19 protein-coding genes are annotated in these 24,008 nt (G+C 70.8%); 6 read left to right on the top strand and 13 right to left on the bottom strand.

The features are described from left to right. Nucleotides 1-49: 49 nt before the first annotated feature. The gene (gene typA / locus AC3IF1_RS27475; RefSeq protein WP_243972976.1) at nt 50-1,873 is read right to left on the bottom strand and encodes a translational GTPase TypA; all 1,824 of its coding nucleotides are present in this window, start codon (nt 1,871-1,873) and stop codon (nt 50-52) included. Nucleotides 1,874-2,312: 439 nt separating this feature from the next. On the opposite strand from typA, the gene AC3IF1_RS27480 reads away from it, so the two are divergent. Beyond that, nucleotides 2,313-4,961 carry an ABC transporter transmembrane domain-containing protein gene (locus AC3IF1_RS27480; protein WP_489220152.1) on the top strand — a complete coding sequence of 883 codons (2,649 nt, stop codon included), beginning with the start codon at nt 2,313-2,315 and terminating at the stop codon, nt 4,959-4,961. A 64-nt stretch (nt 4,962-5,025) separates the two neighbouring features. Continuing rightward, nucleotides 5,026-6,462, top strand: a complete 1,437-nt coding sequence (locus AC3IF1_RS27485; protein WP_489220153.1) for a cytochrome P450 — start codon at nt 5,026-5,028, stop codon at nt 6,460-6,462. Nucleotides 6,463-6,690: 228 nt separating this feature from the next. Here AC3IF1_RS27485 and minE read toward each other — a convergent pair whose 3' ends face one another. The 6 genes from minE to minC (AC3IF1_RS27515) form a co-directional block, all read right to left on the bottom strand. Then, nucleotides 6,691-7,032 carry a cell division topological specificity factor MinE gene (gene minE / locus AC3IF1_RS27490; protein WP_243972984.1) on the bottom strand — a complete coding sequence of 114 codons (342 nt, stop codon included), beginning with the start codon at nt 7,030-7,032 and terminating at the stop codon, nt 6,691-6,693. Continuing rightward, nucleotides 7,029-7,844 (bottom strand): septum site-determining protein MinD, encoded by an 816-nt coding sequence (minD, locus tag AC3IF1_RS27495; RefSeq protein ID WP_243972986.1) that lies wholly within the window; start codon nt 7,842-7,844, stop codon nt 7,029-7,031. The genes minE and minD overlap by 4 nt, the downstream gene beginning before the upstream one ends. Nucleotides 7,845-7,872: 28 nt before the next feature. Next, complete coding sequence (gene minC / locus AC3IF1_RS27500; RefSeq protein ID WP_489220154.1) at nt 7,873-8,601, bottom strand: septum site-determining protein MinC; 729 nt, start codon at nt 8,599-8,601, stop codon at nt 7,873-7,875. A 451-nt stretch (nt 8,602-9,052) separates the two neighbouring features. Further along, complete coding sequence (locus AC3IF1_RS27505) at nt 9,053-9,226, bottom strand: type II toxin-antitoxin system RelE/ParE family toxin (protein WP_243972990.1); 174 nt, start codon at nt 9,224-9,226, stop codon at nt 9,053-9,055. Nucleotides 9,227-9,331: 105 nt separating this feature from the next. Then, on the bottom strand, nt 9,332-9,610 hold the full coding sequence (locus tag AC3IF1_RS27510; protein ID WP_489220155.1) for a CopG family ribbon-helix-helix protein: 279 nt from the start codon (nt 9,608-9,610) through the stop codon (nt 9,332-9,334). A gap of 185 nt (nt 9,611-9,795) precedes the next feature. Next, entirely contained in the window at nt 9,796-10,548 is a 753-nt protein-coding gene (gene minC, locus AC3IF1_RS27515) for a septum site-determining protein MinC (protein WP_489220156.1), read from the bottom strand. 115 nt (nt 10,549-10,663) lie between these two features. On the opposite strand from minC (AC3IF1_RS27515), the gene addA reads away from it, so the two are divergent. Both addA and trxA read left to right on the top strand, forming a co-directional pair. Then, nucleotides 10,664-14,155 carry a double-strand break repair helicase AddA gene (gene addA / locus AC3IF1_RS27520; RefSeq protein WP_489220157.1) on the top strand — a complete coding sequence of 1,164 codons (3,492 nt, stop codon included), beginning with the start codon at nt 10,664-10,666 and terminating at the stop codon, nt 14,153-14,155. A 243-nt stretch (nt 14,156-14,398) separates the two neighbouring features. Further along, on the top strand, nt 14,399-14,722 hold the full coding sequence (gene trxA, locus AC3IF1_RS27525) for a thioredoxin (protein WP_010682902.1): 324 nt from the start codon (nt 14,399-14,401) through the stop codon (nt 14,720-14,722). Between the two features lie 109 nt (nt 14,723-14,831). Here trxA and AC3IF1_RS27530 read toward each other — a convergent pair whose 3' ends face one another. The 4 genes from AC3IF1_RS27530 to trpA all read right to left on the bottom strand — a co-directional run bounded on the left by AC3IF1_RS27530 (nt 14,832) and on the right by trpA (nt 19,048). Continuing rightward, complete coding sequence (locus tag AC3IF1_RS27530; protein WP_489220158.1) at nt 14,832-15,671, bottom strand: outer membrane protein; 840 nt, start codon at nt 15,669-15,671, stop codon at nt 14,832-14,834. A gap of 223 nt (nt 15,672-15,894) precedes the next feature. Beyond that, on the bottom strand, nt 15,895-17,220 hold the full coding sequence (locus AC3IF1_RS27535) for a bifunctional folylpolyglutamate synthase/dihydrofolate synthase (RefSeq protein ID WP_243969099.1): 1,326 nt from the start codon (nt 17,218-17,220) through the stop codon (nt 15,895-15,897). Between the two features lie 10 nt (nt 17,221-17,230). Further along, a complete protein-coding gene (gene accD, locus AC3IF1_RS27540) occupies nt 17,231-18,127 on the bottom strand; it encodes an acetyl-CoA carboxylase, carboxyltransferase subunit beta (protein ID WP_243969247.1) in 897 nt (298 codons plus the stop codon). Between the two features lie 81 nt (nt 18,128-18,208). Beyond that, nucleotides 18,209-19,048 (bottom strand): tryptophan synthase subunit alpha, encoded by an 840-nt coding sequence (trpA, locus tag AC3IF1_RS27545; protein ID WP_489220159.1) that lies wholly within the window; start codon nt 19,046-19,048, stop codon nt 18,209-18,211. Between the two features lie 186 nt (nt 19,049-19,234). Here trpA and AC3IF1_RS27550 point away from each other — a divergent pair, with 186 nt between their 5' ends. Both AC3IF1_RS27550 and AC3IF1_RS27555 read left to right on the top strand, forming a co-directional pair. Beyond that, nucleotides 19,235-19,909 carry an HAD-IA family hydrolase gene (locus AC3IF1_RS27550; protein WP_489220160.1) on the top strand — a complete coding sequence of 225 codons (675 nt, stop codon included), beginning with the start codon at nt 19,235-19,237 and terminating at the stop codon, nt 19,907-19,909. A 111-nt stretch (nt 19,910-20,020) separates the two neighbouring features. Beyond that, nucleotides 20,021-22,681, top strand: coding sequence for an MGH1-like glycoside hydrolase domain-containing protein (locus tag AC3IF1_RS27555; RefSeq protein WP_489220161.1), 2,661 nt, complete (start codon nt 20,021-20,023; stop codon nt 22,679-22,681). Here the strand turns inward: AC3IF1_RS27555 and AC3IF1_RS27560 are convergent. Continuing rightward, nucleotides 22,606-23,064: a Ros/MucR family transcriptional regulator gene (locus AC3IF1_RS27560; RefSeq protein ID WP_243969108.1), complete on the bottom strand. Its 459-nt coding sequence runs from the start codon at nt 23,062-23,064 to the stop codon at nt 22,606-22,608. The genes AC3IF1_RS27555 and AC3IF1_RS27560 overlap by 76 nt on opposite strands. A gap of 226 nt (nt 23,065-23,290) precedes the next feature. Then, complete coding sequence (locus AC3IF1_RS27565; RefSeq protein ID WP_489220162.1) at nt 23,291-24,007, bottom strand: LrgB family protein; 717 nt, start codon at nt 24,005-24,007, stop codon at nt 23,291-23,293. Nucleotide 24,008: the final 1 nt, after the last annotated feature.

Genomic DNA, 24,008 nt, shown 5'->3' on the forward strand with positions numbered 1-24,008 from the left:
CTGAGCGCCCGGTTGCCTTTTGTTCACGTCCGATCGCCGGGCGATCGGCTCAGGCCGCGTTCTCCTTGGACCGCTCGGCGCGCTTGCGGTCGTTGGGGTCGAGGACCGCCTTGCGCAGGCGGATCGACTTCGGCGTCACCTCGACGAGCTCGTCGTCCTGGATCCAGGCCAGCGAGCGCTCCAGAGTCATCCGGATCGGCGGGGTGAGGCGCACGGCCTCGTCCTTCGAGGTGGTGCGGATGTTGGTGAGCTTCTTGCCCTTGAGCACGTTCACCTCGAGGTCGTTCTCGCGGTTGTGCTCGCCGACGATCATGCCCTGATAGACCTTCCAGCCGGGCTCGATCATCATCGGGCCGCGGTCCTCCAGGTTCCACATGGCGTAGGCCACGGCCTCGCCCTGATCGTTGGAGATCAGCACGCCGTTGCGCCGGCCCGGCATCTCGCCCTTGTAGGGCTCGTAGGCCTTGAACAGCCGGTTCATGATCGCGGTGCCGCGGGTGTCGGTGAGCAATTCGCCCTGGTAGCCGATCAGGCCTCGGGTGGGGGCATGGAAGACGAGCCGCAGGCGGTTGCCGCCCGAGGGCCGCATCTCCAGCATCTCGGCCTTCCGCTCGGACATCTTCTGCACGACGACGCCGGAATGCTCCTCGTCGACGTCGATCACCACCTCCTCGATCGGCTCGAGCAGGCCGCCGGCCTCGTCGCGCTCGAACACCACGCGGGGGCGCGACACGGCGATCTCGAAACCCTCGCGGCGCATGGTCTCGATCAGGATCGAGAGCTGCAGCTCGCCGCGGCCCGAGACGTAGAAGGAATCCTTGTCGGCCGCCTCCTCGATCTTGAGCGTGACGTTGCCCTCAGCCTCCTTGAACAGGCGGTCGCGGATCATCCGGCTCGTGACCTTGTCGCCCTCGGTGCCGGCGAGCGGGCTGTCGTTGACGATGAACGACATGGTCACGGTCGGCGGATCGATCGGCTGGGCCTGGATCGGGGTGTCGACCTGGGGATCGCAGAAGGTGTCGGCGACGGTGCCCTTCATCAGGCCGGCGATCGACACGATGTCCCCCGCCTCGCCGATCTCGATCGGCGCGCGCTCCAGGCCGCGGAAGGCGAGGATCTTCGAGACCCGGCCGGTCTCCACGACCTTGCCGGTCCGGTCCAGGACCTTGATCTGCTGGTTCGGCTTCACCGAGCCCGCCGCGATGCGGCCGGTGATGATGCGGCCCAGGAACGGGTTGGCTTCCAGCAGGGTGCCGAGCATCCGGAACGGGCCCTCGTCGACCCGCGCCGGGGGCACGTGCTTCAGCACGAGGTCGAAAAGCGGCTCGAGGCCCACGGCAGGGTCGGCCTCCGGGGTCTCGGCCATCCAGCCGTTGCGGCCGGACCCGTAGAGGATCGGGAAGTCGAGCTGCTCGTCGGTGGCGTCCAAGGCCGCGAACAGGTCGAACACCTCGTTCACGACCTCGTTGATCCGCGCGTCCGGACGGTCGACCTTGTTGATCGCCACGATCGGGCGCAGGCCGATCTTGAGGGCCTTGCCAACCACGAACTTGGTCTGCGGCATCGGGCCCTCGGCGGCGTCCACCAGCACGATCACGCCGTCGACCATCGACAGGATGCGCTCGACCTCGCCGCCGAAATCGGCGTGGCCGGGGGTGTCGACGATGTTGACGCGGGTGTCCTTCCAGACGACCGAGGTCGCCTTGGCGAGGATGGTGATGCCGCGTTCCTTCTCGAGGTCGTTCGAATCCATCGCCCGTTCCTCGACCCGCTGATTCTCGCGGAAGGTGCCGGACTGGGCCAGCAGCTTGTCGACCAAGGTCGTCTTGCCGTGGTCGACGTGGGCAATGATGGCGATGTTGCGCAGATTCATGGCGGCCCGAAACGGGTTGTGCCGGCTCCCTGGCGGCCGCGCGGCGCGGCCGTCCGCGCCGGTGCAGGTACGGAGTCGTGATGGTTGCGTCGCAATATAAGGACGCGCGCCCTGGGGCAAGGCCACCCTCGACATGGCGGATGCGCTGAACCGCGCCATGGCGGAGTCCGGTACCGGCGTGAACCCGTCCAAACCCCTCGGCCGCAGCCAAGACCGGCGGGAGGGGCAGACCGACCGTTCATGCCGACCTGGGTCCCAACCGGCACCCTATATGACGGATCCGTGACACCCCGAGCGGGATTGGGCGGTCTATGGGAGCGGTCCTGAGGTGATTGGATGAAATCGAACCGCTCGGTTACCGTATCGGCCCAGAACCCACGCATGGGTACGGCGATTCGGCATGACCTCCGTTGTGACAGCTCCTCGTGGGAACGAACCCATGCGCGCGCTTGAGCCGCGGCTGTTCCCATACATCTGGCGGTATTCGAAGGGCGAACAGTTCCGGATCTGCGCCGTCGTCCTGGCCTCCCTGCCGTTCTACTTCGCCTCCCTCGACCTGCCCAAGCGCATCGTCAACGACGCGATCACCGGCAAGGCCTTCTCCCACGGCGAGGCGACCGCGCCGTTCCTGGAGATCACCGTGTCGTGGCCCGATCTGGTCGGCGGCGGGACGACGCGGCTGTTCGAGGGGTTCCAGGTCGACCGCTTCGAGCTGCTGCTCGGCCTGTCGACCTTGTTCCTCGGCCTCGTGCTGATCAACGGCGCGTTCAAGTTCTGGATCAACCTTCAGAAGGGCATTCTCGGCGAGCGGATGCTGCGGCGCCTGCGCTTCCAGCTGTTCAGCCTGATGCTGCGCTTCTCGCCGGAGGCCCAGCGGGAGGTGAAATCCTCCGAGACCGCCACGATCATCCGCGACGAGGTCGAGCCGATCGGCTCCTTCATCGGCGACGCGATCGTGGTGCCGGTGTTCCTGGGCACCCAGGCCGCCACCGCGCTCATCTTCATCATGATGCAGAACCTGTGGCTCGGCCTCACGGCGGGCGGCATGGTCGGCGTGCAGATGATCGTGATCCCGCGGCTGCGGCGCGAGATCATCCGCCTCAGCCGCCGCCGTCAGATTGCCTCGCGCAACCTCGCCGGCCGCGTCGCCGAGGTGCTCGACGGCCTGCCGGCGGTGGTCATCAACGATACCGGCCGCTGGGAGCGGGCGGAGATCGGCGGCCGGCTCTACAGCCTCTACGACCTGCGCCTGCGGATCTACCGGCGCAAGTTCGCGGTCAAATACCTCAACAACCTGCTCGCCCAGATCACCCCGTTCCTGTTCTACGCGATCGGCGGCTACTTCGCCCTGAAGGGCGAACTCGATATCGGCCAGCTCGTGGCTGTTCTCGCCGCCTATCGCGACCTGCCGCCGCCCCTCAAGGAACTGATCGACTGGGATCAGCAGCGCCTCGACGTGGAGGTGAAGTACGAGACCGTGGCGGCGCATTTCGGGCCGCAACGCCTCCGGCCGGGCGAGGCCGAGCTTCAGGAGACGCCCCCGCCGCTCGGCAGCCCGCTCAAGGTCGAGGGTCTGGCCCTGCGCGATCCGCAGGGCGGCCCGCCGATCGAGGTCGGCGACCTCGAAATGCGGCTGCCGGAGCGCATCGCCCTGGTGCCCCCCGGCCCGGTGGCGCAGGAATTCGCCCGCGTCCTCGCCGGTCTGCAGACGGCCTCGAACGGAACGATCCGGATCGGCGAACACGACCTGTCGATCCTGCCGCGCCCCGTCCATGCCCACCGGATCGCCTTCGCCGGTCCGGACCCCGTGCTCTTTCCGGGCACCGTGCGCGACAACATCCTCTACGGCCTGCGGATCCGGCCCCTACGGACCGGCCGCCTCGACCTCAGCAAGACGCGGATCAACGAGGCGGTGAAGACCGGCAACCCGTGCGACAGCGTCGACGATCCGTGGATCGACTACCGGCAGCTCGGGGCGCGGAACGCGGAGGATCTCGACGAACGCCTCCTCGACCTGGTCGGCCGGCTCCACCTCGGCGACGAGCTCTACCGGTTCGGCCTCAGCGCGCTCAGCTCGGTCACCCACGATACGCCGGCGGGCCAGCGCATGATCGCGGCCCGGGAGCACCTGCGCACCCACTTCGTCCAGAAGGGTCTCGCCGACCTCGTGATCCCCTTCGCCCGGGGCAGCTACAACGATCAGGCGACCGTGGGGGAGAACCTGCTGTTCGGGGTGCCGCGCGACCCGACATTGATGGATCCGCACCGCCTGGCCGGAACCCCCCTGTTCCGCGCCGCCCTCGAGCGGGCCAAGCTCCTCGACGAACTCGACCGCATGGGCGTGGCCATCGCCAGCAACCTCAAGGATATTTTCGCCGACGTTCCGCCCGGCCACCCGCTGTTCCGGCGGTTCTCGCTGATCACCCCGGACGCCCTTCCGGATTATCTGCGCCGGCTCGCGCGCCTGCCCGGCGACGGGCGCCTGGGCGAAGCCGACAGCGTGGCCTTCCTGGCCCTGGCCCTCGCCTACGTGGAGCCGCGGATGCGCTTCGGCCTGCTCGACCAGGCGCTCAAGAACCGCATCGTTGGGGCGCGGAACGTCGTCCAGGGCTTCATGCATGGCGACGATGGCTGCGACATCGAATCCTACGACCCGAACCGGATCAATCCGCGCAGCACCGTGCTCGACAACCTGCTCTTCGGCCGCATCGACACGGCCCGGATGCACGGCGAGGCGATCATCCAACGGGAGGCGCGGGCGGTGTTCCGCGCCTTCGACCTTGAGCGATCGATCCAGCGCCGGGGCCTGGAGAAGCAGGTCGGCAATCGCGGGCAATTGCTGACCGAGCGTGTCCGCGTGCGGATCGGCCTCGCCCGGGCCATCCTGCGCGATCCGGAGGTGCTGGTGATCGACCGGGTCGACGAGCATCTGGAGCACGGCGTCGACACACTGCTCGCCGTCGCGGCGGCCACCCTGCCCCAGGCGAGCGTGATCGCCAGCCTGTCGGCCGAGGCGGATCCCGCGCGGTTCCCGGCCCGGCTGCCGCTCAAGAAGGCGGAGGCGCGCCTGCGCGCCGCCGCGGAATGACGTCGGCGTGACCGGCGCGCGCGGCGGTTTACAGGTCCGCCCGTCTCCGGCACAGGATGGCGCCATGCCCGTTCTTTCGGACGCGACCGTGACCCAGGCCCGGACGACCCCGAGCCTCGCGGGCCTGCCCCGCGTGGTGCCGCCGCACCGGGCACCGCCGGAGCGCGAGCTGCCGATCGCGGCCTATCTGCGCTCGATCCGCGACAACGGCCTCGATGGCTTCCCCCGGCGCGCCTACGAGGAGCCGGTGAGCCGCCGGGGCCTGCTCGGCCGGTGGAGCTTCGTCCTCAACGACCCGGAGGCGATCCGCCGGGTCCTGGTCGACAATCAGGCGAACTACGCGCGCACCACCGGCACGACCCGGATCCTGCGCCCGATCCTGGGCGACGGGCTCCTGATCAGCGAGGGCGCGGCGTGGCGCCACCAGCGCCGGACCCTGGCACCGGCCTTCACGCCGCGGGCGATCGACGGCCTCGTGCCCCACATCGCGGCCGCGGTGACGGAGGGGCTGGATCACATCGCCGCCGAGGCCGCGGCGGGGCCGGTCGACCTGTTCAATGCCTTCTACCGGCTCGCCCTCGAAGTGGCGGGCCGCGCCATGTTCTCGGTGGGCATGGACGAGCACGGCGCCGAGCTGCGCCGGTTCATCGCCGAATATGCGGTGCGGATGGGCCGGCCGCACCTGCTCGACATCGTGACGCCGCCGGGTTGGCCGGTCCCGCTCGACTGGGCGCGGGCGCGCTTCCGCCGCCGCTGGATCCCGTTCCTCGACCGCATCATCGCGGCGCGCCAGCAGGTGGACCGGTCCCATGCCGGCTCCGGGGATCTGCTGGATCTGCTCACAGCGGCGCGCAATCCGGATACGGGCGCCGCCTTCACCCCGGCCGAACTGCGCGACCAGGTCGCCACGATGATCCTGGCCGGCCACGAGACCACGGCCGGCACCCTGTTCTGGGCCGCCTACCTGCTGGCGCTGGCCCCGGAGATGCAGGAGCGCGTCGCCGCCGAGGCGCGCAGCGCCGATCTTGCCGACCCGACCGGTTGCCAGGGCGACGGGCGGCTGCCGCTGACCCGCGCGGTCATCGACGAGACCCTGCGCCTGTACCCGGCAGCCTTCGTGGTGGTCCGCCGGGCCCTCGGCCCCGACACCGTGGCGGGCCATCCGGTGAACAAGAACGACATCGTGATGGTGAGCCCCTGGGTCCTCCATCGGCACCGGACGCTCTGGTCGGATCCGGAGGCCTTCGATCCCGGCCGCTTCCTGCCGGGCGCGCCGACGCCGCCGCGCTTCGCCTATCTGCCCTTCGGCGCCGGTCCGCGCGTCTGCATCGGCGCGCAATTCGCGCTGAGCGAGGCGGTGCTGGCTTTGGCGCTGCTGCTGGTCCGGTTCCGCCTCGTCCTGGACGACCATGAGCCGGTGCTGCCGCAGGCGGTGGTCACGACGCAGCCGGACAGGGCAGCCCGCTTCCGGCTGATCCCGCGGGATCCGGTCAGGCCCTGAGGTGGGTGATCGTCGCAGTCGCCAGCCGCGCATCGGCCAGCGGCCGGACTTCACCCGCGCGCGAGACGCGTCCAGCAGGTGCTCGTCGGCGTCCGGTTCCCCGACGGGGACGTGGCGCGAACGGGTCGGGCCGCGGTTCGGCGGAGGCTCCGACATGGCGAAGCCGCACCCGGCGGACCGGGCGCGACGCGCACTCTGGTAGGCCGGCGGGGCCGATCCCGGCCCCGCTCAAGCGGCCTTCTTGGAGGAGGCCGACTTCGAGCCCCCCTTGTTGGCCGCGACCTCGGCGAGCTTGGCCGCCAGCTTCGCATCGAGCTTGGCCGAGACGCCGAGCGGAAGCTCGATGTCGAGGCCCAAGGTCGAGACGCCCTCGCCGCGCTCCAGGGTGACCTTCACCTTGTCGGCTTCCACCGAGACATGGTTGGCGATCACCGCCAGGATCTCGTCGCGGAGCTGCATCACCAGGTCGGGACGCCCCGACTCGGCCCGCTCATGGGCGAGGATCAGCTGCAGGCGGTCGCGGGCGACGGTGCCGGAATTGCGCTTCTGGAAGATCCCCAGGATGCTCATGCCGCCCTCCGCATGAACAGCTTGTCGAGGAACGACTTGCGCTCGACCGGCAGGCTCATCGGCACCTCCTCGCCCTTCAGCCGGCGCGCCGCGTCGGCATAGGCGCGGGCCGGGGCGCAGAGGGGGTTGTTGAGGGTGACGGGGCAGCCGAGGTTCGAGGCGCGCAGCACCTCCTGGCTCTCCGGGATGATGGCGAGCAGCGGGATCGACAGGATGTCGAGCACGTCCTCGGTCTTGAGCATGTCGCCGCGGTCGGCCCGGGACGGGTCGTAGCGGGTGAGGATCAGGTGCTTCTCCATCTCCTCGCCCTTCTCGGCCTTGGCCGTCTTGGAATCGAGCAGGCCGATGATCCGGTCGGAATCGCGCACCGAGGAGACCTCGGGGTTGGTCACGACCACCGCCACGTCGGCGTGGTGCATCGCGAGCTGGGCGCCCCGCTCGATGCCGGCCGGGGAATCGCAGATCACCCAGTCGAATTTTTCGCGCAGCTCTTCCATGACCCGGGCGACGCCCGCATCGGTGAGCGCGTCCTTGTCGCGGGTCTGCGAGGCCGGGAGCAGGTGCAGGGTGTCGACCCGCTTGTCCTTGATGAGCGCCTGCGAGAGCTTGGCGTCACCGTTGACCACGTTGATCAGGTCGTAGACGACCCGGCGCTCCGCACCCATGATCAGGTCGAGGTTGCGCAGGCCCACGTCGAAATCGACGACGCACACGCTCTGCCCGCCCTGCGCCAGGGCCGCTCCGAGGGCCGCGGTCGTCGTCGTCTTGCCGACGCCGCCCTTGCCCGATGTGACGACGAGAACCTTTGCCACGCGTCGATCTCCCTTGATCCAGAGCTTGCTAGTCCAAGCTTGCCATTCGGATGTTGCCGCCATCGAGCCAGACCTGAGCGGCCTTGCCGCGCAGGGCCGTGCCCATGTCCTCCGCCGTCCGCACGAGGCGGTCGATCCCCAGCAACTCGGGTTCGAACTTGCGGCAGTAGATTCGTGCGCGCGGGTTGCGCGCGGCTCCGGCGATCGCGCGTCCGCGCAGGGCGCCGTAGACGTGGATCGAGCCGCCGGCCAGGATCTCGGCGCCCGAGGAGACCGAGCCCATCACGGTGACGTCGCCGGTCGGGTTGATCACGCTCTGGCCGGAGCGGACCGAGCCCTCGACGGTGATCGAGGTGACCACCTGCGGCGCCGGCTCGGCCGGGACGGCGGGGATCTCGACCCGGTCGGACGGGCGCCCGTCGACGAGGAGCGGCGGCAGGGCGTCGACCGCCCGGTCGGTCCCCTCGATCCCGAGGACCGCGATGCCGCGGGCCTTGAGCTCACGCATCAACATCTCGAGGGCATCCGGCTCGGGGTTGAGCTGGGCGCAGTCCAGGATCACGGCCCGGCCCTTCAGCAGGGTCGGCGAGCGCTTGAGGACCGCGTCGAGGCCCGCGAGCCACTCGGGGAGCGGCGGCTCGGGGGAGAGGGCCAGGGCCTTGAAGGCCCGCCCGCGCAGGCTGAGCGGCCGGGGCGCGGAAGGAGCCGCCGCGGGGGCGGTCTCCGGGTCGGTCGGCTCGGTGAGGGTGTCGCTCATGTCGGCCCGTTAAGAGTCCTTACCGGACCATTGACGGGGGGTATGGTTACCGAAGGGTTAAGGTTTGGATCCGGTCGGCAAATTCTGCCGGGATCCTGGTATCGGCGGACACTACGCTCCGGGCGGAGGCGCGACCGAGGGCGCTCTACAACTTGCAATCTTCCCAAGGCCGTGCGCCGACCCGGAGTATCGACGGGCCGCGTCGGGATCGGCTAAGTCGTTCCCGGGCCGAGCATTTCTCAAGATCGCCCTCGTTCAGCATGCCGCCGGGGCGGCCCAAGAGCGAGAATGAGCGACCAGCTGAAACGTGGCGTGTCTCGCGCTCTGCGATTGAAAGTTTTAATCGGCGACTCGCGGGATCTAAGGCCCGCGAACTGGTGAACTCTCTGGGGGTCGGGCTCCGCCGACGAACGCGCTGAAGGATCGGCTCAACCGGTCGCGGCAACGGATCCTAAAAACCCGCCTCCTTCTGATGCCGCACGGCCAGGATCGTGATCACATCGTCGTCGATGCGATAGCGGGCCACATAATTGCTGTCTCCGAAATCGATCAGCCAGTCCCGGTCTTCTTCGGGCAGGTCCTCGATCCGCCGGCCCATTCGGGGATGCGCGCGCAGATCCTGCACCCCCCTGAATAATCGATTCACCGGCACGTTTGGCAGCAGAGGGATTCTTTGGACGCAGGAACGCCCGGAGCCGTTCGAGGTCACGGAGTGCCCTGGCGGCGAAGACTACGTGTGGCATTCCGGGGGCGGCAGCTCGCCCTCAGTCCCCCAGCTCGCCAGCCAGGTCTGGACCTCCTCGGCTGTCGCGTGAAGGCCGGTCGCCTGGGCGTCGTCCCAGGCCTTCAACGTTGCCTGCCGCAGCAAGTCGCGTTTTTCCTCACGCTCGACGTACTGCATGATGGCTTCACGCATGATCCAATGCGGCGCGCGGCGGCGGATCTCGGCCAGATGCTGGACCCGGCCTTTCAGGGTGTCGTCGAGTTTGATCGAGGTCAGCGCGGCCATGATAGGCCCCCTGCTGAGGTAATGCCTCGGAACACGATACCCGTTCGAACGGCCGGTCCACGGCTGGGGACGCCCAGCGTTCCGACGGTCGGGATGCTGGCCTTCAGACGGCGAAACCGTCCGGGTGGGCGCGGTGAAAGACCGCCTCAGCCGCGGCCGATCGGTCGGCGGTCTCGATGCTCCGCTCACCCCCGCTCGAACAGGTTGAGCTTGATCGCATCCTCAAGGAGCCGCACTTCGACAGCCTGCCCGCGGAAGGCCGGGTCGAGGTCGTCGGCGGCGCGGTAGAGGCCGTCGATCGCCACGAGTTCCGGCTCGAAGCGGCGGCACCAGATCCGCGCGGTCGGGTTGCCGGCGGCGCCCGCGATCGCCCGGCCGCGCAGGGCGCCGTAGACGTGGATCGAGCCGCCCGCGATCACCTCGGCCCCCGAGGCCACGGCGCCGAGCACCGTGACGTCGCCTTCGAGATGCAGCACGGTCTGGCCCGACCGCACCGGCGCGTCGAGGATCAGCGAGCGGATGGCTTCCTTGGGCGGAGGCTCGGCCGGCGCAGCCTCCTCGCCCGGCGTGGCGATCTCGCCGGCCGGGCGCCCCCCCGACAGGGCCGGGGGCGCCCCGGATCCGAGGAGCGCCGGCGGCGCCCCCTCGACACCCAGGATGGCGATGTTGCGGGCGGCGAGATCCGCCAGCAAGCCATCGAGATCCTCCCGCGTCAGCCGCAGGCCCGCGAGATCGAGGATCACCGGGCGGCCGGCGAAGAAGTTGGGCGCGCGCCGGTTCAGGGCGTCGAGATCGCCGAGCCAGTCGGCGACGGGCGGCACCGGCGCCAGGACGGTGGCCATGAAGGAGCGGCCGCGGAAGCGGATCGGCGGGCGCGCCGGCTCGGATGTCGGCTGGGTCACGGGCGTATATCGGCATCGCGGAAGGGTCGCCTGCATCCATGCGGCGGCGCCGCGCCCGGGGCAATCCCACAACGCCCGGTGTGACGCCCTGCGCGGGCCCCCGGGCCGTTTCTGTTGTAGAGAGAGACGGCAGTCGAGCCGGACCGGACCGTTGAGCAGCGCCCGCACCCACGCCGTCACCCCCTTCGTCGTCGATCCCCTCACCCAGGCGAACCAGCGCCGGGCGGCCGATCCACGCGCCTCCGTCTGGGTCTCGGCCAATGCCGGCGCCGGCAAGACCAAGGTGCTCACCGACCGGGTGGTCCGGCTGCTGCTCGACGGCGCCCCGCCCGGGCGGATCCTGTGCCTGACCTTCACCAAGGCGGCGGCCGCCAACATGGCGATCCGGGTCTTTCGGCTCCTCGGGCGCTGGGTGACCCTCGACGACGACGCCCTCGCGGCCGAACTCGCCGCGCTCACCGGCGAGCGCGCCGATGCGGAACGCCTTCGGATGGCGCGGCGGCTCTTCGCCCGGGCGGTCGAGACCCCGGGCGGCCTGAAGATCGAGACCCTGCACGCCCTGTGCGAGCGGCTGCTGCACATGTTCCCGTTCGAGGCGAACGTCCCGGCCCGGTTCGTGGTGCTCGACGAGACCAAGGCCCGGGAGATCTTCGAGATCGAGATGGCCAACGTCCTGGGCGACGCGGTCTCGAACGGCGACACGCCGCTGAGCGCCGCTCTGGCGCGGGTCGCCCCCGAAGCCACGGGCGATGCCCTGCGAACAGCGATCCGCGCCGCGATGCGGGCGCGGAGCTTCATCGGCGACAGGGCCGGCCTGGAGCACGCCTTCGCGCGCCTGCACAGGGCGCTGGGGCTCCCCGCCGAGGAGACCGCCGAAGGGATCGAGGCCGCGATCCTGGAGGGCGGCCCCGGTTGCCGGCCGGAGGACCGGGCCGGCCTGATCGCCGCGCTCCGGACCGGCAAGGCGAATGACGAGAAGCTGGCCGACGCCCTCGCGGGCGCGGAATCCGAGCGGGCGCGCGCCGCCGGATTGCCCGACCGCGCCGAGGCCCTGGCCCTGTACCGGGCCGTGTTCTTCACCCAGAAGGACGAGCCGAAGGCCGATGGCAGCCTCGGCACCAAGGGCGTCCCGGCCGCCGCCAAGGACGCGCTGATCGCCGAGCGCGACCGGCTGGAGCCGCTGTTCGACCGCCTGCGCGCCGCCCGGGCCCATGCCCGGACCCAGGCGCTGTTCCAGCTCGCCGCCGAGATCCACCGCCGGGTCGAGGCCCAGAAGGCGCGGCTCGGCGCCCTCGACTTCGACGACCTGATCCACAAGGCCCTCGATCTGCTCGACCGGGTCGGGGCCGGCTGGGTCCTGTACAAGCTGGATCGCGGTATCGACCACGTCCTAGTGGACGAGGCGCAGGATACCAACCCGGAGCAATGGGCGATCCTGCGGGCGATCACCCAGGAATTCACCGCCGGCGAGGGCGCGCGCACCGGCGGCCGCACCCGCTTCGCGGTGGGCGACCCAAAGCAGTCGATCTACGGTTTCCAGGGCGCGGAGCCGCGGGAATTCGCCCTGACCCGGGCGGCCTGGATCGCGGAATCGCGCGCGGCCGGCCTGACCTTCGAGGACGTGCCGCTGACCCTGTCGTTCCGCTCGACGAGCCTCGTTCTCCGGGCGGTCGACGCGGTCTTCGCCCTGGACGCGCACAACGAGGGCCTGTCCTTCGAGGATACGGTGCGCAGGACCGTGCATGCCAGCGCCCGTCCGGGGGCGCCGGGGGCCGTGGAGCTGTGGCCGATCGCCGAGCCAGAGCCGGCGGCCGAGCCCGACGCCTGGACCGCCCCGGTGGACGCGCCGGAGACCAGCGCGCCGGCCATCGTCACGGCCCGCCGGGTGGCGCAGGCGGTGCGGAGCTGGATCACCGGGGGCGACGCCACGGGCCGGGTCTGGCGCCCCGGGGACGTGCTGATCCTGGTCCGCAAGCGTGGGCCGGCCTTCGAGGAGGTGATCCGTGCCCTGAAGGGCCTCGGCGTGCCGGTGGCCGGGCAGGACCGGCTGGAGGTCTCGGCCCATATCGCGGTGGCCGACCTCGTGGCCGCCGGCCGGGCGGGGCTCCTGCCGGCCGACGACCTGACCCTCGCCACCGCGCTCAAGACGCCGCTCGTCGGGCTGACCGACACGGATCTGGTCCGGATCGCCGCCCGCCGGGACCTGTCGGAGACCCTGGAGGACGCCCTGCACCGCCATGCCGCCTCCGGCGATCCGGCGGCGGCCCGGGGGATCGCGGCCCTGTCGGAATGGATCGCGCTGGCGGGCCGCCACGGCCCGTTCGGCTTCTACGCGCGGCTCCTCGGCCCCCTGGGCGGACGGGCCAAGCTGGTCGCCCGGCTCGGGGGCGAGGCGGGCGACGCCATCGACGTGTTCCTGGCCGCCGCCGCCCAGGCCGAGTCCGGCGAGGATGCCCCATCGCTCGGCGGCTTCCTGGCCCGCTATGTCGGGGCCGAGGCCGGGCACACGGTCAAGCGCGACCTGGATTCGGGGCGCGACGAGGTCCGGGTCATGACGGTCCACGGCGCCAAGGGCCTGGAGGCGCCGGTCGTGGTGATCCTCGACGGCTGCGAACCCCTCGGCCGCAACGATCCGCCGCTTCTGCCGCTGCCTGAGCCGGGTGCCGCCGTGCCGCCGGTCTGGTCGAGCGGCAAGACGCAGGATTGTGCCGCCACCGAGGCGGCCCGCGCGGCCCTGCTCGCCCGGACGCGGCAGGAGCACAACCGCCTGCTCTACGTGGCCATGACCCGGGCCGCCGACCGCCTGATCGTGGCGCCCTTCCGGGGCCACGAGCGCGAGACCGAGACGGCGTGGTGCCGGATGATCCGGGCCGGCCTCGAAGCGACGCTCGGGGCGGGCAGGATCGTGGAGCAGTCCTACGGGCCGGCGACCCTGTGGCAGGAGGGTGAGGAGACGGCCCGCGCACGCGAGACCCCGCCCCCGCCCGCCCCCCGGGATCCGGAGCCCGGCTGGCTGCGCAGCCCCGTGCCGCCGGAGCCGGAGGTCGCGCCGCTGAACCCGTCGGGTGCGCTCCAGGCTGCGGACGGCGCCCGGGTGCCGCCGCCGCGCCTCGCTGACGCCCAGGCCCGGCGGCGGGGCATCCTGATCCACGCCCTGCTTCAGCACCTGCCCCGGGTCGAGCCGGCACGCCGGGAGGCGGCCGGGCTGACCTTCGTGCGGGCGCGGGCGCCCGGGCTGCCCCGCCCCGCCTCCTACGCGATCGTCCGATCGGTGCTGCGGATCATCGACGATCCGGAATTGGCGCCCCTCTTCGCGCCCGATGCCCGGGCCGAGGTCAGCCTCGCCGGGTGCGTGCAGGCGGGCGGCACCGAGCGGACGGTCCAGGGGCGAGTCGACCGGCTCGCGGTGACGGCCGACGCCGTCCGGATCGCCGACTTCAAGACCGGGCGCCCGCCGGAGGCGGACGAGCCGCTGCCCCCCGCCGAGGCCGGCCAGATCGCCCTCTACGCGCGGCTCCTCGGACAGATCTATCCCGGCCGGACGGTGCGCCCGATGCTGATCTGGACCTCGGGCCCGGTGATCCGGATGCTTGATTCGGACGACATCGCGGCGGCGCTCGCGCGGGCCGGGATCGCGGCTTGAGCCACTTCGCGCCGAGGCGGGATCCGCCCTCGGACCAGACGTCGCGGCGCCATTGCTGTCCGCGGCGGCGGTGCGGCACATGCGCCAGCGCACAGGCCGGTTGCGCAAGCGGTTCGGCATCCCGCTCGCAGCGGAGCCGGCTTCTTGACCGGGCGGCGGGCCGTCGCCAATTCTGACGGAACCGCGCGGGCCCCTGCCCGTCCGACGCCGCCCGACGGGCGGCGACTTCCGAAAGGTGACGTTATGGCGACGGTGAAGGTAACCGACGCGAGCTTCGAGCAGGACGTTCTCAAGTCCGCCGAGCCCGTCGTGGTGGATTTCTGGGCTGAATGGTGCGGCCCCTGCCGTCAGATCGGCCCGGCGCTCGAGGAGATCGCCACCGACCTGCAGGGCAAGGTGAAGATCGCCAAGGTCAACGTCGATGAGAACCCGCAGATCGCCGCCCAGTACGGCATCCGCTCGATCCCGACGCTGCTGCTGTTCAAGAACGGCGAGCGGGTGGACCAGAAGGTCGGCGCCGCCCCCAAGGGCGATCTGTCCCGCTGGATCGGCGCCCAGACCGCCTGAGGGCGCCGACTGAACACGACGAGAAAGCCCGGCCGCGAGGCCGGGCTTTCTCGATTTCGGGACCCGTTTCCTGCGGTCCCGGGCGATGCCCGGGACCGTTCGTCCGGTCTTAGTACGAGCCGAACTTGTAGTTCAGGCCGGCGCGGACGACGGCGAACTCGTCGGAGCGACGGCCGATGCCGCTGCTGTAGACGGCGGGGAAGTTGCTGGCGGCGTTGATGACGAACGCACCCTGGTTGCGGGTGTTGCGGTCGAGGTTGACGTACAGGCCTTCGACCTTGAGCGTCACGGCCGAGGAGCGGAAGAAGTTCAGGAACGACTCGGTGGGGAGCGCGAATTCGACGCCGCCGCCGACCGCGTAGCCGGTGCGGAAGCTGTCGTTGCCGGCATAGCCGCCGAAGGAGCGGTCGGCGCTGCCCGAGCCGTAGGCGAAGCCGCCGGTGCCGTACACGAGGGTGCGGTCGAAGGCGTAGCCGAGGCGGCCGCGCACGGTGCCGAAGTAGTCGAGGCTCGACAGGCCGCGCGGGTCGGTGACGTAGTAGCCGGGGGCGAGGGCGCCGTTGATGAAGGCGTTGTTCCGGCTGCGGCCGAAGTCGAGGTACTGGGCGTCGGCCTCGATGCCGACGACCACGCCCGAGCCCGGGGTGAACTGGTAGTTGTAGCCGATCTGGGCGCCGCCGGAGAAGCCGTCCTGGCTGCGGTTGCCGAAGGTGGCGGTGGTGCCGGCGGTGGCGTAGGGGGCCGGGACGCCGAAGGTGGAGTTGTTGTTGCTGCGGCTGCTGGCGTCGAACGCGTAGCCGGCGTTGATACCGAAGTAGGCGCCCGTCCAGGTGAACACCGGCACGGGGGTGAACACCGGCGGCGGGGCGGCGCGGCGCGGAAGGTCGGCGGCGGAAGCGGCGGCGGTGAGCGCCGTGAATGCCGCAAGAGAGGTGATAAGCGTCTTCATTACTGTGATCCCCAGCATTGGCTCGATCGATCGGGAAACTAGGCGATCGACCTCGCCAAGGATGTAGCTTGTCTGCCACAGCGGGGGGAAAGCGTGACCGTTCGGCCATTTTCGACCGGCCAATTACGGCGAATCGACGACATTCAAATCCCGACCCTCAAAAATGCGTGAGTTGTCGAGGGAGAGTATTGATAATCGCCGCTCGCGGCCCGGTGCGGCGGCGTCAGACCGGCGGCGTGTCGTTGGCCGCGAGGACCATGCCGGCCAGGTAGAGCGAGCCGCAGATCAGGATCCGGGGCGGCCGCTCGAAGGCGATGTCCTTCACCATCGCCAACGCGGCCTCGATGCTCGGTGCCGCGTAGGTCGACAGACCGACGCCCTCGCCGATCCGGGCGACCTCCTCGGCGGGACGCGCGGCCATCGTGCCGGTGATCGGCACCGCGATGAGCGCCCGCGCCAATCCGACGAAGTTGCGCAGGAAGCCGTCGGCGTCCTTGGTGCCGAGCAGGCCGACGATCAGCACGAGCGGCACGTCGCTGCGCTCTCCGAGATCGGCCATGGCGGCGGCGAGGATGCGGCCGCCGTCGATGTTGTGGCCACCGTCGAGCCACAGCTCGGTGCCCGGATCGAGCTGCCCGGCGAGGCGACCGCGGCCCAGCCGCTGGAGCCGTCCCGGCCAATCGACCTCGGTGAGCCCCTTCTCGAGGGCCTTCGTGCCGATGTCGCCGAAGCCCGCGGCGCGCAAGGCCGTGATCGCCGTGCCGGCATTGACCAGCTGATGCCGGCCGGCGAGCCGCGGCCGCGGCAGGTCGAACAGGTCGGTCTCGTCCTGGTAGACGAGGCGGCCGCGCTCCTCGTGGACGGAGAAATCCTGGTTGCCGACCAGGATCGGGCCGGCCCCCACGGCCTCGGCGCGCCGGCACAGCACGGCGTCGGCCTCGGCATAATCCTGGGCGGCGATCACCGCCGGGCAGCCGCGCTTGAAGATCCCAGCCTTCTCGGTCGCCACCGACTCAACCGTATCGCCGAGATACTCGGCATGGTCGCGGCCGATGGGCGTGACCACCGCACAGGCGGGCTCCGCGATCACGTTGGTGGCGTCGAGCCGGCCGCCGAGGCCGACCTCGAGCAGCAGGACGTCGGCCGGGCTCTCCGAGAACAGCACCAGCGCCGCCGCCGTGGTGATCTCGAACATCGTGATCGGCTCGCCGGCATTGGCGGTCTCGCAGCGCGCGAACGCGTCCGCGAGGCGATCCTCGTCGACGAATTGCCCGCCGCCGATCCCGCCGATGCGGATCCGCTCGTGGAACCGGACCAGGTGCGGCGAGGTGTAGACATGCGCCGCCAAGCCGCCCGCTTCGAGGATCGCCCGCATGAACGCGATGGTCGAGCCCTTGCCGTTGGTCCCGGCGACGTGGATCACCGGCGGCAGCCGCCGCTCCGGATGGTTGAGCCGCGCGAGCAGCCGCTCGATCCGGCCCAGCGACAGGTCGATCGTGCGCGGGTGCAGGGCGAGGAATCGCGCCATCAGGGCATCGGAGGAGGCCATCGCGTCGGGCTCAAGCCGCCTCGGCGGCCGAGACCGGCGCGACCGGTTCGGCGACGTTGGTCAGGAGGCCGCACAGGCGGGCGATCGTCTCCTTGAGCTGGTGGCGATGAACCACCTGATCGACCATGCCGTGCTCGCGCAGGTACTCCGCCCGCTGGAACCCGTCCGGCAGCTTCTCCCGGATGGTCTGCTCGATCACCCGGGGGCCGGCGAAGCAGATCAGCGCGCCGGGCTCGGCGAGGTGCACGTCGCCCAGCATGGCGTAGGAGGCGGTGACGCCGCCCGTGGTCGGGTTGGTCAGCACCACGATGTAGGGTAGCCGTGCGGCGTTGAGCCGCCGCACCGCCACGGTGGTCCGGGGCATCTGCATCAGCGACAGGATGCCCTCCTGCATGCGCGCGCCGCCGGAGGCCGCGAACAGCACGTAGGGCGTGCGCTTCTCCAGCGCCGTCTCGGCGCCGCGCACGAAGGCCTCGCCGGCCGCCATGCCCAGCGACCCGGCCATGAAACCGAATTCCTGTGCGGCGAGCGTCATCGGCAGGCCGCCGACCCGGCCGAAGCCGATCTTGAACGCGTCCTGCATCCCGGTCTTGGCGCGGGCCTCCTTGAGCCGGTCGACGTAGCGCTTCTCGTCGCGGAACTTCAGGGGATCGACGGCGGCCTCGGGCAACGCCACGTCGATCCAGGTTCCCTCGTCGAACATCATCTTGAGGCGCGCCTGGGCGCTCATCTTGAGGTGATGCTCGGAGCCCGGAATGACCCAGTGGTTGGCCTCCACCTCCTTGTGGAAAACCATCTGCCCGGTATCGGGACATTTGACCCAGAGGTTCTCGGGCGTCTCGCGCTTGAACAGGGTCTTGATCCGGGGGCGCACCACCTCCGAGATCCAGTTCATCGGTTCGACCATCGCCACGCGTCCGTCCGCTTCAAGCCCGTGCTGATATCAGGTGGCGCGCGCGCCGCCGCCAGGGTCTGCCGCAGACGCCGCTCAGGCCGCCCGCTCGACGCCGGCAGACCGCACGCCCTCGGCGAGCTCCCGCACCAGCTCCGCCACCGCCGGAACGGTCCCGGACCCCGCCCGGCCCTCGGCATCGAGGGACCCCACGAGCGCGTCCACCAGGGCCGAGCCCACCACCACGCCGTCGGCGCCCCGGGCGATCGCGGCGGCATGGGCACCGGTCCTGACGCCGAAGCCGACGACGACCGGCAGATCGGTGTGACAGCGGATGCGCGCCACCGCCTCCGAGACCTTGCCGAAATCCGGCGTCGCCGTGCCGGTGACGCCGGTGATCGACACGTAGTAGACGAAGCCCGCCGTGTTCGCGAGCACCGCCGGCAGGCGCCGCTCGTCCGTGGTGGGCGTCGCGAGGCGGATGAATGCGATCCCCTTGGCGAGTGCCGGGAGGCACAGCTCGGAATCCTCCTCGGGCGGCAGGTCGACCACAATCAGGCCGTCCACCCCGGCCGCGACGGCGTCGTCCAGGAAGCGCGCGACACCGTAGGTGTGGATCGGATTGTAGTAGCCCATCAGCACGATGGGTGTGGTGTCGTTCCCGGCGCGGAAGCGGCGCACGAGATCCAGGGTGCCGGCGACAGTCTGACCCGCCTTCAGCGCGCGCAGGCCCGCCGCCTGGATCGCCGGGCCGTCGGCCATCGGATCGGTGAAGGGCAGCCCGAATTCGAGGATGTCGGCGCCCGCGCCCGGCAGCGCCTTCAGGACCTCAAGGGAGGTCGCGGGATCGGGGTCGCCCGCCATCACGTAGGTGACGAGAACGGCCCGGTGCTCCGCGCGGGCGCGGGCGAAGGTGGCGTCGATGCGGCTCGGCATGGGGCGGGCGGTGTTCAGGGTTGCGGGGCCGTCACGGACCCGGGGTTGCCCCCGCGCTACACCAAAGCCGAGGGCCCGTGAAGCGGGCACCCTCGGCGGCCCGCTCCGGGATCGGAGACCGAAACGGGACCCGCCCCTGCGCGCGGCCGGATTGCGGGGGGCACGGAGCCCCGGTAGCCGTCCCGCATGACCGACACTCGCCTCCCGACGCGCCGTTTCGCGGCGTTCCTGTTCGACATGGACGGCACGCTGATCAGCTCGATCGCCTCGGCGGAGCGGGTCTGGTCCCGCTGGGCCCTGGCCCACGGCCTCGACGTCGCGCGCTTCCTGCCCACGATCCACGGGGTCCGTTCGGTGGAGACGATCCGCCGTCTCGGCCTGCCGGGGGTCGATCCCGAGGCCGAGGCCGCTGCGATCGCCCGCGCCGAAATGGAGGATGTCGGCGACGTCACCGAGATCCCGGGGGCGCGGGCGCTCGTCGCGGCGCTGCCGCAGTCCCGCTGGGCGATCGTGACCTCCGCGCCCCGGGCGCTGGCGGAGCGCCGCCTCGCGGCCGCCGGGCTGCCCGTGCCGGCCCTCATGGTCGCCGCCGAAGACGTGACCCACGGCAAGCCGGCACCGGATTGCTTCCGGCAGGCGGCCGAGCGGCTCGGCGTCGCGGCAGCGGATTGCCTGGTCTTCGAGGACGCCCCGGCCGGCATCGAGGCCGCCAAGGCGGCGGGCGCGGCCGTGGTGGTGGTGACCGCGACCCATCCCGCGCCGCTGCGCACCCGCCACGCCGCGATCCGCGATTATACGCGGCTCCGCATCGATGCCGCCACGGACGGGGTCCAGGTGATCGACGCCGCCCCGTCCGCATGAGGGTCGGATCCGCGGATCCTGCGGCCGACGCGTCGGTCCGGCGGCACCGTTGACTTTCCCTGGGCGCCGCACGGCACTATCGGGCGGACGAGTGCCGGGATCCGCGAGCCGATGACAGAGCCCAACGGCGTGCCGAACAGCCTTTTCGAGACCGCCGAGGGCCTCCGGCTGGTTGCGGCGCGCGCGGACCCGGCCTGGCGCCGCTGGGGGCCGTATCTCAGCGACCGGCAATGGGGCACCGTCCGGGAGGATTACAGCCCGGGCGGCGACGCCTGGGACTACCTGCCCCACGACCATGCCCGCTCCCGGGCCTATCGCTGGGGCGAAGACGGGATCGGCGGCTTCGGCGACCGGCACCTGAACTGGTGCCTGTCGCTCGCCCTGTGGAACGGCCGTGACCCGATCCTGAAGGAGCGCCTGTTCGGCCTGACCAATCAGGAGGGCAACCACGGCGAGGACGTCAAGGAACTCTACTACTACCTCGACGGCCTCCCGACCCACGCCTTCATGCGGATGCTGTACAAGTATCCGCAGGCCGCGTTTCCCTATGATCGCCTGGTCGCGGAGAATGCCCGGCGCGGCCTGGACGAGCCGGAATTTGAGCTGCTCGAGACCGGCCTGTTCGACGCGGGCCGCTATTTCGACGTCGAAATCGCCTACGCCAAGGCGGCGCCCGACGACATCCTGATGCGGGTCACTACCACCAACCGCGGGCCGGAGGCGGCGGATCTGACCCTGCTGCCGCAGCTCTGGGCCCGCAACGTCTGGTCCTGGAAACCGGGCGCCGCGAAGCCGGAGCTGACGGCCGGCGCCGACGGCTCGGCCTGGGCGCGCCATCCCGAGATGGCGCCGATGCGCTTCTTCGCCGAGGGCGCGGCGGAGCTGCTGTTCACCGAGAACGAGACCAACACGCACCGCCTGTTCGGCGCGGGCCCGGCCGAGGGCTTCTACAAGGACGGCATCGACCGCTGCGTGGTCGGCGGCGACGGAGCCGCGGTCAACCGGCTCTCCGGCACCAAGTGCGCGGCCCGCTACGCCCTGCATCTCGGCCCCGGCGAGTCCCGCACCCTGCGCCTGCGCCTGCGGCCTGAGACCGCGCCGGGGGAGCCCTTCGCGGATTTCGACGCCGTCTTTGCGACGCGTGAGGTGGAAGCGGACGCCTTCTACGCGGCCCTCCAGGCCCCGATCGCCGATCCCGAGATGCGCCTCGTCCAACGGCAGGCGCTCGCCGGCATGCTGTGGTCGAAGCAGCTCTACCATTACGACGTGCGCGAGTGGCTCGCGGGCGATCCGGCCCAGCCGCCCCCCGCCCCCGGGCGCCGACGCGGCCGCAACGCCGACTGGGCGCATCTGCGCGCCAACGACATCATCTCGATGCCGGATGCCTGGGAATATCCCTGGTTCGCCTCCTGGGACCTCGCCCTCCAGGCGATCGTCTTCGCGCTGATCGATCCCGACTTCGCCAAGAACCAGCTCCTGCTCCTGGTCGACGAGGCCTATGCCCACCCGAACGCGGCGCTGCCGGCCTACGAATGGGGGTTCGGGGACGCCAACCCGCCGGTCCACGCGCTGGCCGCATGGCGGGTGTTCGAGCTGGACCGGGCCCTCACCGGCACGCCGGACCACGTGTTCCTCAAGCGCATCTTCAACAAGCTGACCCTGAACTTCACCTGGTGGGTCAACCGCAAGGATGCCGACGACCGCAACCTGTTCCAGGGCGGCTTCCTCGGCCTCGACAATATCGGCATCTTCGACCGGTCGAAGCCGATCGGCGACGGGGCGACGCTCACCCAGTCCGACGCCACCGCCTGGATGGCCGCCTACGCGCTCACCCTGATGCGCATCGCCATCGAGCTGGCGCTCCGGGACCCGACCTACGAGGATCTGGCGGAGAAATTCTTCGAGCATTTCCTCCTGATCGCCGCCGCGACGGGCGACGGGGTCTGGGACGAGGCGGACGGCTTCTTCTACGACGTCATCGAGACCCGGGAGGGCGCGCGCCTCCCGATCCGGGCGCGCACCCTGGTCGGGCTGATCCCGATCTTCGCGGTGGCGACGATCAGCGAGCACGACCTGGACAAGCTGCCCGCCCTGCGCGACCGGATGCGGTTCTTCCTGGAAAACCGCCCGGACCTCGCGGCCCTGGTGTCGCGCTGGAACGAGCCCGGCCAGGGCCAGACCGCCCTGCTCTCGCTGCTGCGCGGCCACAGGCTGAAGGCTTTGCTGCGCCGGGCCCTCGACCCCGGGGAATTCCTCTCGGATCACGGCCTGCGCGCGGTCTCCCGCGCCTACGCCGACACACCCTTCTGCTTCACGTGGAACGGCCGCGATCTCGGCCTCGCCTATGAGCCCGCGGAATCGCGCTCCCGTCTGTTCGGCGGCAATTCGAACTGGCGCGGGCCGGTCTGGATGCCGGTCAACTACCTGCTCATCGCCGCGCTGAACCGCTTCCACGATTATTACGGCCCGGATTTCCGGGTCGAGGCGCCCACGGGCTCGGGACGGAGCTACGCCCTGCGCGAGATCGCCCTCGCGCTGTCACGGCGCCTGATCGGCCTCTCGACCCGCGGTCCGGACGGGCGCAGGCCGGTCTACGGGGACAGCCGGCTCGAACAGGACGACCCGCATTTCCGCGATCTCGTCCTGTTCTACGAGTATTACGACGGTGATACCGGCCGGGGCGTGGGCGCCTCCCATCAGACCGGGTGGTCGGGGCTCGTGGCGCTGCTGATCCAGGAGGTCTCGACGGCGCCCGATGCGACCTTGATCTGAAGGCGCTGGTTGCGTCCGATCTGGCGCGAGATATCCGAGCGGCGGGCGCTGTAATCGGCCGAGACCAGCGGGTAATTGACCGGCAGGCCCCATTTGGCCTTGTAGGCCTCCGGCGAGAGCCCGCGGAGGGTCAGGTGGCGCCGCAGGGTCTTGTAGGGTTTCCCGTCCTCGAAACTGACGAGCGCGTCGGGCCGGATCGAGGCCCGGATCTGCGCCTCGGTCGGACGCCTGACCGGCGGCGGCATCGGGCGGTCCAGGGCCAGGAGCGAGCTGTGGACCGTGGTGAGCAGATCCGGCAGGAGGTCCGCGGGCACGCTGTTCCGCGTGACGTAGGCGCTGAGGATCTTCGAGGCGAGCTCGACACTCGGCGACGTGGTCGGCATGGCCGTCTCCTCCGTCCTGGCGCTGAGCGACAGGGCTGCATCCGTACCTTCGTGTGCCTCCGCCGACAGCGTTCCGCAGCCGGCCTGGAAACACAACTAGTACGCGATTTATCTCACAGCCTTTTCTACCTAGAATTCTGATTCGCCGTCAACGACGATTCAAGACGAGAGCCGGTGCTCCGTCTCGAAAGCCGCATCGGCGCCGGGGGCGGTTGGAGGCGATGCGCTAGAACAGCAGGTGCAGCGCCAGGGGGGCGAGGATCGCCGTCAGGAAGGCGTTGAGCCCCATGGCGATGCCCGCGAAGGTACCGGCCACCTCGCTCACCTGAAAGGCGCGCGCGGTGCCGATACCATGGGCGGCGAGCCCGGCCGCGAAGCCGCGGGCGCGCATGTCGCGGATCCCCAGGGCGTTCATCATCGGCGTCACCAGGATCGCCCCGATGATGCCGGTGAGGATCACCAGGATCGCCGTGAGGGTCGGATCGCCGCCGAGGGCCTCCGCGATCCCCATGGCCACGCCCGAGGTCACCGATTTCGGCGCGAGGGAGACCAGGATCGGCTGCGGGATGTCGAGCAGCCGCGCCAGCCCGATCACGACGGCAAGCGTCGTGGCCGCCCCGGCGGCCAGAGCCGTGAGCATGGGGATCAGCGCGCGCCTCACGGTGGCGCGCCGCTCGTAGAGCGGCATGGCCAGCACGACGGTGGCGGGCCCGAGCAGGAAATGGACGAACTGCGCGCCCTCGAAATAGACCGGATACGGCGTCCCCGTCGCCGCCAGGATCCCGCCGACCAGGGTCACCGTGATCAGCACCGGATTGGCGATCGGGTGCCGCCCGGTGGCGGCGGCGATCCGATCGGCCAGGACGTAGGCGGTCAGCGTCACCGTGAGCCAGAGCAGCGGCGTCTTGGCGAGATAGACCCAGAGGGAGAAGTCGCCGCCCACG

This window comes from Methylobacterium sp. E-012, assembly GCF_057836545.1.